Source organism: Bacillus sp. FSL H8-0534, from assembly GCF_038005885.1.
GTDB classification, from domain to species: Bacteria; Bacillota; Bacilli; order Bacillales; family Bacillaceae_G; genus Bacillus_A; species Bacillus_A pseudomycoides.
Genome location: NZ_JBBOUC010000001.1, coordinates 333,748 through 345,555 on the forward strand (window position 1 = coordinate 333,748; position 11,808 = coordinate 345,555).

Genomic DNA, 11,808 nt, shown 5'->3' on the forward strand with positions numbered 1-11,808 from the left:
ATTTATTATAAGAGAACACATAGGGGAAGTGTATGTAAGAAATGGAACAACAGTACATAAAAGGCATACCATTTTGTAGCTTAGAGTATAAGAGAGTAATAGATTTATTAAAAAATTGGTTATCTGAAAAGGAAAATAAACCAAAGTTTATTGTTACGGCAAATCCCGAAATTGTAATGTCTGCTAAAGAAACTTCAGCTGAATCTGTACGTTTTAAAAAGATTTTGTTATCAGCGGACTTAATAACAGCAGATGGAATAGGCGTGATACTCGGTTCAAAAATTTTAAAAGGAACATTGAAAGAGCGTGTTACCGGTGCAGATTTAACTCATGATTTAATAGAGTATTGTAATCAAGAGGGATACCGGGTATTTCTTTTTGGTGCTGCACCAGAAAATAATGAGAAAGCGTTAGAGAATTTAAACATACGTTTTCCACATGTTACTTTTGAAGGACAACATGGCTTTGTCAAAAATGAGCAAATAGAAGAAATCAAACTTCGAATTCAAAAATTTGAACCACACTTACTATTGGTAGGGTTAGGATCTCCTAAGCAAGAGGTATTCATCTATGAAAATCTTCAAGAATTAAACGTACCTTTATCTATTGGTATTGGAGGTATGATTGATATTTTATCCGGCACGGTAAAACGGGCTCCGAAACTAATGAGGGATACTGGTACAGAATGGTTATATAGGTTAGTAACACAGCCTAAAAGAATAAAACGACAGTTAATACTTCCGAAATTTTTAGTATCGGTTATGGCTGAGAGAGTCAGAAAAAGCGTGCAGTAACTGTTAAAAGAAAGTAAAGAAGAAGGATTTCATTTTCTTCTGAAATTAGTAAATGAATACAAAAGCAAAACGAACACATTTAGTAAGGTAGGGGAAGGCTTATATGGTGTTTTTCAAGGCGATGCTCTAATTGGGGTACAGCCGAGATACGTGTGAAAATAGGTCGTAGTCTTACTTTTATTTCCAACTATGACCTATTGAGCTTATAGAGGGATTGTTTCTTCTATTGGGTGAGAGATTTTTTGTAAATCAATTACATAATCCCCAAAGCGTTTGTGACTGCTAAACCAATTCTTCTTGACGGTTCCATCCTTCTACCTCGAAAAAAAAAGAGTCCTATTAATTTAGGACTCTCACACTAATTTCACAGAAACCATTTAAAGAATTCAATTGACTTTTTTATATTCATAAATTGATAATATTAAACCTACTACGAAAATAAAGGAAATACTACAAACACCAATAGGATAATTAATAAAAGTTCTTCCGATTCCGTCATGAGGACTGAATATTAGTGGTACTATCCAGGGATACAATACGTTTCCAGGTACATTAACTAAAATTAAATTCAAAAATAAAACTATACACATCAACAAGACTACTGAAAGAAAGTTTTTCCACTTAATTGCAAAAAAAGATGCTATAGGTATTAAACAAAAATGCATAATTGCCATTAATGAAACTATTTTAAGCTGTTGAATAAATAAACCATATGTAAAAGGAAGGTCAGTAATTAACGTACCTAGACAGAAAGGAAGAAAGAGCAGTATAACCATTGTAAAAACAATAAAGCTAAATACAATTAGCAATTTACCACAATAAAATTTTAATTTAGGAATAGGACTTGTAAATAAAATAATATTTGTTCCTTCTTGATATTCTCTAGAAAATATATATCCTCCAAAAATATAAAAAATAGCAGTACCTGTCATAATGTTAAAAAACATATAAATTGTCTTATAGTATTCGCCCCAACCTGTTTCAGTAATAGAATATTTAGGATTAAAGGCGTAAATAAAAAATACAAGTACTATAGGAATCAATTGCAACACGGTAGTAATATATATTAATTTAGAACCTTTGAATTTAATAAGTTCAGATTTTATTATAGATTGCATCGATTAATCCCTCCTGTTATTTGCATGAAATAATCCTCTAATGTTTGTTTTACGGTTACAATTTCATAAACATCGACTCCTGCATAATTTAATAATTTATTTAATTCTGCAGTATTTCCTTCAAAATGATTTATCAAAATATCTGTATTAGAAAATTGATAATCTAAATCTTTTATGTTTTCTTTTAAAATCTCAACACACTTATTAATATTGTTAACTTTAATCCTTACATATTTTTCGAATTTATCCTCTAATTTATCCATAGAACTTTCTTCTAAGAGTTTCCCCTTGTGTATAATTCCAATTTTATTTGCTAATTGTTGTACTTCACTAAGTATATGACTAGATACTAAAATTGTTTTTTGATGTTCTCTAGCTAATTCAGTGAGTAGTTCTCGTATTTCTTTAATTCCAGTTGGATCTAAGCCATTTGTTGGTTCATCTAATAATAATACATCTGGATTATGTAACAATGAACGAGCAATCCCTAATCGCTGTTTCATTCCTAAAGAGAAATTCTTTACTTTTTGATGCTGGACGTTTTGCAAATTAACTATATTTAAAACACGGTCGATGGCCTTAGAATCTTTAACTCCCATGTAATTACTACTAATTTTCAAATTATCATTTGCACTTAAATTCCCATAAAAACCTGGATATTCTATAATAGATCCGATATTCCCAAAAAAGGAACGATTATTAATATCTAGCTTATTTCCAAATATATATATGTCCCCACTTGTTGGTTTTAATAGACCCATAATCATCCTAATTGTTGTTGTTTTTCCAGCACCATTCTCACCTAATAAACCATAAACTTCACCTTTTTTTATTTGCAATGATATGGAATCGACTACGGTTTTTGAGTCATAAATTTTTATTAAGTTAGATGTTTCTAGTACATATTTCATAGTATTCCTCCCTGTTGCATTTGTAATTTACTACTAATAACTTACCAAATGAAAACAAAACATACCATAATTTTCAAAAATGTAAAAAATCGTCACTTTTGTAGTCATTTAATTAACATATCTCAGCTGTACCCCTATACCGTACCAAAAGCTGTACCTTTTGGAATGAAAAAGATGTATCTCAAAAATGGCTGTGCAACAATCTCTTGCTAAGGATAGCGCCACGTGCTCATCAACCTAAAATTATTTAAAAGCATACCAAATAAATCCTAACGGCTTTCCCTTTTTAATTAAGCTCCATGATCATGCGATATTGAATTGGAGAGTATATAGTGTAATTAGAAAAAAGAAAAAGGCAACACTGATAAAAACAGGTTGCCTTTTTCTATATATTCAATTAAATTATATCATTATTTTTTACAAATTTTCAGACTTTGTTTTTTTTATTTTATTGGTAAACTTATGCTTAGCATTAATTGGAGGGAGATATATGATAGATTATAGAATAATTTCAAGAGAAAACTATTCAAATAAGATTGGGGAACTTGTAACGATGCTTGAACATACAAGAGATGTTACATTGAGTGAAATCTCCAATTTAAGCCAAAGTGATTTAGATTTCTTATCAAACGGTAGTTCAAACACTATTGGTTCTCTTTTATCACATATTGCGGCGATAGAGTTTGTTCATCAAGTTATCTCATTTGAAAAAAGAGATTTAACTGAAAATGAATATCTAAAGTGGCGAATTTCTTTAGAACTTGGAGACAAAGCAAGAGAAGTAATAAAAAAACAATCTTTAGATTATTATTTGAATGAATTATCACAAGTTAGAGAAAATACACTAACATATCTGAAGTCGAAACAAGATAGCTGGTTGTTCGAGGAAGACAAGTGGGGTAATGGTGTGCCTTATAATAATTACTACTTGTGGTTTCATGTTATGGAAGACGAAATTAATCATCGTGGACAAATAAGAACAATTAAGCGATTGATGGGAAATAATAAATAAATAAATCTTATTCAGCTAAAGGATGCTTTACTTGAGAAAGTCACTAGAAGAGTTGAATGATAACTAAAGGAATTGACTATTTTAAACTGAAATTAGTTTAACCTTGAAGAATAGTAGTGTGAATATTCATTCTGTATAAGGTGAGGGCAGAATTCTTTTCATATTTATGATGAAATAAAAGTGAAATTATAAATTCTGAACGGGTAATAATATTATAAAAGTTTCGGAGGGGAAAACGGTAAAAGGGAATAAAAAGGAGATACACATAAACGACAAAGTGATTCGTTATACACATATAGAGAAAGGTTCCAAAACGATTTGCTTTATGTTTTCAGGTTCAGGTTACAATTACGATAAACCCTTGTTTTATTATTCGACGATGGTAATGCTCCAAAACAAAATCGATGTTGTACATATCCATTACTCCTATGATGAACAGATAATGAAAAATAATATAGAAGAAATAACTAAAATAATGATGGAGGATATTAATCCTGTAATTTTTGAAGTGTTAAAAAATGGGCAATACAACAATTCGATGTTTTTAGGAAAATCACTCGGAACAATCCTAATTGCGAATGACTTAATGAAGAGAGAGGAATACTTACAGTCAAAAATGATATTACTTACCCCTCTAATGACGTTTGATGCGATTTTAGACTCAATCTTGAATAGTCATCAGGAAGGGTTTTTAGTTATAGGGGACAAAGATCACCAATACAATTCAAATCAAATTGACCAATTAAGTAAAACGAATTTAAAGATTGATGTTGTCAAAAATGCAAACCATTCTTTAAATGTTGGGGAATTTGAAACAGCAAATTCAATTTTAGCTTTATCAAGGGTAATGGAAAAACTCCAAGAAACCGTTAGGACAAATTAGTGATAAACGGATATTATCAAAAGCTCACCAATTTGGGTGCTAATTTAATTGCTAAAATAAATACAAAATAGGTGTTAATTGCACCTATTTTTAAATGGTTATATTGTAAATAATTATATAGCAAAGCAAGAACATAAAAGAGTCGATTCCTTAGCGTATAGTGAAGTGCACCCCGATTGTTAGACGCAGTCTAACAATCGGGGTGCACTTCATAGGTAATCGGCTTTTTGTTAATCGTGAGGTAGATATTTTTAGCTGAAAAACTAATAATGGAAATATAATACAGATTATGACCCGTTTTTACACGTATCTCGGCTGAACCCCTAATTGGAATTGGTGGATTAAATCAATATCCATATACGAAAACTGAAACGATTGGACGGTTAAGAAGGTTTTATATTTCCAAAGCATATCGAAGGAAAGGGCTAGGAAACTTATTATTAAAGAGGATACTATCTGATGCAAGAGAACATTTTCAAATTGTCGTTCTATATACAGACACAGAACGAGCTAGTCCATTTTACACTTCAAATGGATTTCTGAAAAGTGAAGAATATAAAGGATCAACCCATTATGTAAAATTATAAAAAAGATTCCATAGACGATGTTTTATGGAATCTTTCTCTTTCTATTAGTGATTATGATGATGTAACTTTCAAATGCTTTAATAAATTTTCAGGATGACCTTGTACATAATAAAAGTGTGGATTATTTTCATCATCATAAATCATGATATATGGCTTTTCGTTAAGCGGAAGGAGTACAAGAACTTCATCTATCGTTGTATGTATCCATTGATTTGTGATGACTACAGGTTTAGATAAAGGGATTTTCACTATATGTCCAGTTTTAGGGACAACATTTAGATTTTTAAATGCTCCGGTAATTGATTTTGCATATTGTATCGCCTCTTTTTGAATTTCTGTGTCTAGAGATTGCTTTTGCACGACCATTTCCTTTTGACAATCAAATACTTCAATTTGTTTATTTGTTTCTGCGAAAACATTTGCTGATAATAAAAACGAAAACAGAAAAACGAATCCTATTTTTTTAAACATGGAACAACACCTCATATTTACTATACCCTCAAACCCTATAAATATTTTTTGTCACATTCGTGTAACAAAAAAGTTGTATCATAACAAAGTAAAATAGGAAATTCATTTTACTTTGTTATGAAAATGATTACAATTTATAAGGCGCATATAGATATTTAATGGAGGAAGGTACGAGTGAGAGTATTAATCGCAGATGATGAGCAGGATATGCTTAAAATTTTAAAAGCTTATTTTGAGAAAGAAGGGTTCCAAGTTCTTTTAGCAAAGGATGGAGAAGAAGCACTTGAAATATTTTATGAAGTGAAAATTGATTTAGCAATTTTAGACTGGATGATGCCAAAAAGGAATGGAATCACTGTATGCCAGGAAATAAAAAAGAACTCGAGTGTGAAAGTATTGATGCTTACTGCTAAAAGTGAAAATGAAGATGAACTTGTGGCCTTACAAAGCGGGGCGGATGAATATGTGAAAAAGCCATTTCATCCGGGGATTTTACTTACAAGAGCTAAAAAACTACTGAATCAAGATGAAGTCATACAAGTTCAAAATCTAAAAATAGATTTGATAAAGAATAAAGTATATAAAAGTGATAAAGAATTAGAAATTACAAAAACAGAGTTAGAATTAATTAAATGTTTTTTAAATCATAAAGGTACAATATTAACACGTGAAAAGTTACTAGATATTGTATGGGGATTTGATTATTTTGGAGATGAGCGAACAGTGGATACACATGTTAGACGATTGCGAAAAAAAATAGGGGAAGATATTATTAAAACGCACCGTGGTTTAGGTTACAGTTTGGAGGATGAACGTGAATAAGCTTGGTAAAAAACTTTTTGTTAGTATATCGTTAACAATCGTTCTTATATTTACTATTTCATTATTGTTAATGAACTATTTTTTACCGAAATATAATATATACAAAACACGAGAAAAGTTAAATATCATTACAGATCAAATCCAGTCTTCGTCTGTTGAACACTTAACAGCTACTATAAATCAAATTGAGAATGAGAATAACGTAACAATTGTGTATACTCCTATAAAAAATACAGAGGATGAAATTAATGAATCGTTACGCTCTGGGCTTATAAAAAAAAGAGTAACATTGAACAAGTTTTGGATTACAAAAGAAGACGTAATGAAAGTAAAAACTTCTGGACAAGCAAATAAATTATATGATCAAGAGAAGCTAAAAGCGAGCTTTTTTGCGAAATTTATTTCGAAAAATGAAATGTTAATCTTAGTAGGAGTATCTATTGCACACTCGAATGAACTAATCGAGACACTTAATACATTTAATATATATATTTTTGGTTTTTCAATATTTCTTGTCATTGTACTTGTTTGGATATTATCAAAAACGATTACAACACCGTTGAAAGAATTAAGCGATGTTGCAGAAGATATTTCCAATCTAGAATTTAAGAAAGCAAAAGTGAAAACAAACGATGAAATTGGCGATTTAGCCAATAGTATTAATGTTATGAGTGATAAATTATATGAAGCTCATCAAGATTTAACGAATAGAAATGAACATTTAAAACGGTTTATGGGGGACATTACTCATGAATTAAAGACCCCCATCGCTTTAGTCAAAGCATATTCTATGGGGATTAAAGACGGTCTCGATGATGGGACATATTTAGATACAATTATTAAACAAACTGATCAAATTTCAAATTTAATAGAAGAGTTATTACGTTTTTCAAAATTAGAAAGAGACTTGTTACAAAAAGAAGAAGTGCAGATAGAACCCCTTATTAAAAGTATAATTGATAAACATGAAATTGAGTTCCACGCAAAAGGTATACATTTACAAATAGATTGTCGTGCGAGAGATGCTAGTGTTTATGTAGATTTGGATAAAATGAAAATGGTATGTAATAATTTAATTTCAAATGCAATCAAATATACAACAAATCAAAATATCAAGATTGTATTGGAAGAGAGAAAAGATTATGTATATTTTAGTATCCAAAATGGAATTGCTCCTGAAGTAAGTACAGATATCGAAAAAATTTGGGAACCATTTTATGTATTAGAAGCTTCACGTAATAAAGAAATATCAGGAACTGGATTAGGATTAGCCATTGTAAAGAGTATTTTAGAACGACATGGTTTTGAGTATGGTGTCTCCATTATAAAAGAGGAAATACAATTTTATATGTATATGGAAAAGAGCTTACGAAAGTTAAACATACGATAATTTGAAGAGGATACCATGTCCAATATAAATTAATTTAGAAAACAACCTATATTAAACAAGTCATTATCCTGACCAATAAACAATACTATAAAGAGAAAAATATAATGGGGGTGGAGTCATGGGAGTTGTTAACGCTACAGATGCAGATATTGCACTTTTAGCAAGATTACTCAGAGCAGAAGCCGAAGGAGAAGGAACTCAGGGTATGTTACTCGTCGGAAATGTAGGAATTAACCGACTAAGAGCAAATTGTTCTGACTTTAAGAACCTTCGTACCATTAGACAAATGATTTTCCAAGAACATGCATTTGAAGCTGTTACGCATGGATATTTCTATCAAAGAGCAAGAGAAAGTGAAAAACGTTTAGCTCGTCGAGTTATCAATGGAGAGAGGTACTGGCCTGGAAAATTTAGTTTGTGGTATTTTAGGCCACCAGGCGATTGTCCTCAACAATGGTATAATCAGCCTTTTGTAGGACGCTATAAAAAACACTGTTTTTTTCAACCAACAGCCGAAACCTGTGAACAAGTTTATAACACATTTTAAACACTGATAAAAAAGTCTGTGATTACAGAAAAACCAATCCAAAAATGAACTGTACCTTATAAAGTGGACAGTTTAATAAAAAGACCTTTAGAAATTAAGCACTTAAAAGATGGTTCCGGTATTGTACCGGAACCATCTTTTTGAGTGCCCACGATTCGGGGTACAGTTCAGATAACCTTCGTAAGCTCTTTTTATTTTTTAAAATTGTATTCTGTCAAATAGATGTCACATGAACATTTTATAGTATAGGTATACAAGGATTGAGCATAAACGATATAGGAGATATGAATCTATGAAACAATTATTAAAATATATAGTAGTAATTTGCACGTTGACGCTTTTATGTTATGCAGCTTATATGAAGTATGAAAAACAAAAAGAAATTGAAAATAATAAATTAGTAATTACTGAAATCTCGAAGCAGTACGGTATACCAGACTGGATTCCACTTGCAATTGCTGATCATGAAACAAAATTTAATCGAAAAGCTGTTGGAGATAAAGGGACATCTTTTGGGCTATTTCAATTACATCGGGGCGGATTAGCACCTGCACAATTATCAGAAGAGAACTTAAAAGATGCAAAAACGAATGCAACAATAGCAATCTCATATATGGTGAGTTCCTATAAACGTGGAGTAAACAAAGGATTAACAGAATTAGCTCTTTTAAAATATGTTGCTAATACATCGGGATGGCCTGGAAATTTAGGAGAAGATTGGACAAATAATAATACGAAATATAATGTTGGGTTAGAGAAATCTTATAAGCTATACAAGAAAGGTTAAAATATTACAAATTTATCAAGTTTTCACCTCTTTATAAACTGAATTTTCTGTTATTTTGTTGTATAGTGAAAGAAGTGGTAGAAGAATATAAAGGGGGAAGGAATTTGAGGAAAAAACAGTTTGTAATTGCGCTTTCAGCAATGTTTTCTCTAACACTTACATCTGGCATATCTAGTATTACGGTACATGCAGAGCAGAAAGAAGAGAATTCAAAGAAATTTACTTTACCGCTAAATGGCAAAGTGCCAGAAACGTTAGCTCAATCGACAAAGATTGAGTTGGAAAATGGAATGACGAAGCCTATTTATTCAATTGATGAGGCGATTGTAGAAAATTTATTTGTAGAAACTGAGATTGATAGTGACCGAGATGGGAAAAAGGATCGTGTATCAATAAAGGTAATGCGACCGAAAACAGAACCGGGTGTGAAAGTTCCTGTTATTTATGAAATGAGTCCTTATCGTTCAGGGATAAAGGATGTACCAGTTTATAATGTAGATGAAGAATTACATCCTACCGGAGGCAAACCTTATGCAGGGCCAGCTAACCTCGGCTCATATGGAAACTACTATGTTCCTCGTGGATATGCTGTTATTTTAGGAGAAAGCATTGGTACTGGGAAATCAGATGGATGTCCAACAACTGGTGACGAACAAGAAATTATCGGTACAAAATCTGTTATTGATTGGGTAAATGGAAGAGCAAAAGCATTCACAGAATATGGTGAGGAAATACAGGCGGATTGGTCTACAGGAAATGTCGGGATGACAGGTGCTTCATATAATGGCACATTGCCGAACGCTGTTGCAACAACAGGAGTTGAAGGGTTAAAAACAATTATTCCTATTGCCGCGATTAGCAGTTGGTATGATTATTACCGTGCAAATGGGGCAGTTGTTGCACCAGGTGGTTATCAAGGTGAAGATACAGATAATATGGCCGAAGCAGTATTAACGAGAAAAAATCCTGAAGTTTGTCAAAAAATCATTAAAGAGCTTACTGATGGGCAGGACCGAAAAACAGGAGATTATAATGATTTTTGGGACAAGCGTAACTACGTGAAGGATGCAAAAAATATAAAGGCAAGTGTATTTGTTGTACATGGTTTAAACGATTGGAATGTAAAAACAAAACAGTTTTCACAATGGTGGGAAGCTTTAGGAGAAAATAATGTGCCACGTAAAATGTGGTTACATCAAGGAGGGCATGGGGGAACATCTAGTAATAACTGGCAGCAAACACAAAATAAATGGTTTGATTATTGGTTATACGGAATTGAAAATGGAATTATGAATGAACCGATGGTAGATGTACAGCGAGAAAATAAAACGTGGCAAAAATTAAAAAATTGGCCAGACCCTGCAGCAGCTCCGTCTAAAATACGTATGCTTTTAAGTAATAAAGCAGTAGATTTACCGCTTCGAATGGGTGCGGTACAACAAGTGTCTTCACTGTTAGATGATGCAAAAATTAAATCGAATCAATTACTAACAAATCCAGAATTAGAATCACCAAATCGGTTAGTATATGTAATGCCTAAGCTCGAAAAAGAAATGAGAATGAGTGGTACACCAAAAATTTCATTTAAGGGGAGTATTGATCGTCCAGTTTCAAATTTAACCGCATTACTTGTTGATTATGGTGGTGAGAAACCAGAAATTGTGACGAGAGGATGGATGGATCCACAAAACTTGAATGGAAAAGAAGAGTCAACACCAATTATACCAGGAAAAGATTACACATTTACATGGGACATGCAGCCGGATGATTATGTATTCCAAGCCGGCCATCAAATCGGAGTCGTATTAATTGCAAGTGACTATGACTATACGATTCGTCCAAAAGCAGGGACGAAACTTACAGTAAAATTAAGTGAATTAACACTGCCAATTGTAAAATAGAAGGAAGCCTCCGAATGTGGAGGCTTTTTTTGTGCTGAAAAAAGGGGATGGATTCTAACATCAAATTGCCGAAAGGATGTTAGAAAGGGAATGAAAGAAGCGAAGAGAGTATTTCTAACTAGAAGGATACCCTACATTCTTAGTATAAGTATTATGTTATTTTGAAATAACAATAGATTTATTATATAATATTTTCGTATTAATAATGGGGAATAGTAATTTTTAAAATAAGGAGAATGTAATATCCTATGAAAGATGTAGATTTTATACTAGAAAGTGACGAAACATTAAAGCCATCTGAACGATTAGTATTATTACTATTAGAAAAACATAGAATTCTATATACAAATGATCTGCTAGCACTATCTAATTTATCATATAAAACATTAACGGATTCATTAACTGAACTCGTAGTAAAATCATATGTATTAAAAGAGACGGGGAAGGGAAGAAGGCAAAATTGCTATAGGCTAATGTAAAAGTTATTGTATCTATAAAAGAATATAAAAATCATTTTTCAAATAAAATACAAAAAACATTTTCGTATTTTATTTGAAAAAACAATCATTAGTAGGTACCTACTAA

At 31.7% G+C, this 11,808-nt stretch carries 12 protein-coding genes and 1 pseudogene; 10 read left to right on the plus strand and 3 right to left on the minus strand.

Features of this window, described 5'->3' with window-relative positions; genetic code table 11:
• Nucleotides 1–41: 41 nt before the first annotated feature.
• Nucleotides 42–794: a WecB/TagA/CpsF family glycosyltransferase gene (locus MHH71_RS01875; protein ID WP_006095084.1), complete on the plus strand. Its 753-nt coding sequence runs from the start codon at nucleotides 42–44 to the stop codon at nucleotides 792–794.
• A 386-nt stretch (nucleotides 795–1,180) separates the two neighbouring features.
• On the opposite strand, the gene MHH71_RS01885 is transcribed toward MHH71_RS01875, so the two are convergent.
• Nucleotides 1,181–1,912: an ABC transporter permease gene (locus MHH71_RS01885; protein WP_033798928.1), complete on the minus strand. Its 732-nt coding sequence runs from the start codon at nucleotides 1,910–1,912 to the stop codon at nucleotides 1,181–1,183.
• A complete protein-coding gene (locus tag MHH71_RS01890; protein WP_033798927.1) occupies nucleotides 1,900–2,823 on the minus strand; it encodes an ABC transporter ATP-binding protein in 924 nt (307 codons plus the stop codon). Before MHH71_RS01890 ends, MHH71_RS01885 begins: the two co-directional genes overlap by 13 nt.
• A gap of 490 nt (nucleotides 2,824–3,313) precedes the next feature.
• Here MHH71_RS01890 and MHH71_RS01895 point away from each other — a divergent pair, with 490 nt between their 5' ends.
• The 3 genes and pseudogenes from MHH71_RS01895 to MHH71_RS01905 all read left to right on the plus strand — a co-directional run.
• Nucleotides 3,314–3,835 (plus strand): DinB family protein, encoded by a 522-nt coding sequence (locus MHH71_RS01895; RefSeq protein ID WP_033798926.1) that lies wholly within the window; start codon nucleotides 3,314–3,316, stop codon nucleotides 3,833–3,835.
• A gap of 277 nt (nucleotides 3,836–4,112) precedes the next feature.
• Nucleotides 4,113–4,718 (plus strand): hypothetical protein, encoded by a 606-nt coding sequence (locus MHH71_RS01900; protein WP_006095080.1) that lies wholly within the window; start codon nucleotides 4,113–4,115, stop codon nucleotides 4,716–4,718.
• A gap of 317 nt (nucleotides 4,719–5,035) precedes the next feature.
• Nucleotides 5,036–5,305: pseudogene (locus MHH71_RS01905) on the plus strand (GNAT family N-acetyltransferase); the annotation flags it as partial.
• A gap of 51 nt (nucleotides 5,306–5,356) precedes the next feature.
• On the opposite strand, the gene MHH71_RS01910 reads toward MHH71_RS01905, so the two are convergent.
• Nucleotides 5,357–5,776 (minus strand): hypothetical protein, encoded by a 420-nt coding sequence (locus MHH71_RS01910; protein ID WP_006095079.1) that lies wholly within the window; start codon nucleotides 5,774–5,776, stop codon nucleotides 5,357–5,359.
• 174 nt (nucleotides 5,777–5,950) lie between these two features.
• On the opposite strand from MHH71_RS01910, the gene MHH71_RS01915 reads away from it, so the two are divergent.
• The 6 genes from MHH71_RS01915 to MHH71_RS01940 all read left to right on the plus strand — a co-directional run bounded on the left by MHH71_RS01915 (nucleotide 5,951) and on the right by MHH71_RS01940 (nucleotide 11,702).
• A complete protein-coding gene (locus MHH71_RS01915; RefSeq protein WP_006095078.1) occupies nucleotides 5,951–6,598 on the plus strand; it encodes a response regulator transcription factor in 648 nt (215 codons plus the stop codon).
• Nucleotides 6,591–7,988: a sensor histidine kinase gene (locus MHH71_RS01920; RefSeq protein WP_033798924.1), complete on the plus strand. Its 1,398-nt coding sequence runs from the start codon at nucleotides 6,591–6,593 to the stop codon at nucleotides 7,986–7,988. The genes MHH71_RS01915 and MHH71_RS01920 overlap by 8 nt, the downstream gene beginning before the upstream one ends.
• Nucleotides 7,989–8,106: 118 nt before the next feature.
• Complete coding sequence (locus MHH71_RS01925; protein ID WP_006095076.1) at nucleotides 8,107–8,535, plus strand: cell wall hydrolase; 429 nt, start codon at nucleotides 8,107–8,109, stop codon at nucleotides 8,533–8,535.
• 292 nt (nucleotides 8,536–8,827) lie between these two features.
• The gene (locus MHH71_RS01930; RefSeq protein WP_033798923.1) at nucleotides 8,828–9,322 is read left to right on the plus strand and encodes a transglycosylase SLT domain-containing protein; all 495 of its coding nucleotides are present in this window, start codon (nucleotides 8,828–8,830) and stop codon (nucleotides 9,320–9,322) included.
• A gap of 104 nt (nucleotides 9,323–9,426) precedes the next feature.
• A complete protein-coding gene (locus tag MHH71_RS01935) occupies nucleotides 9,427–11,223 on the plus strand; it encodes a Xaa-Pro dipeptidyl-peptidase (RefSeq protein WP_033798922.1) in 1,797 nt (598 codons plus the stop codon).
• Nucleotides 11,224–11,471: 248 nt separating this feature from the next.
• Entirely contained in the window at nucleotides 11,472–11,702 is a 231-nt protein-coding gene (locus MHH71_RS01940) for a hypothetical protein (RefSeq protein WP_003198034.1), read from the plus strand.
• Nucleotides 11,703–11,808: the final 106 nt, after the last annotated feature.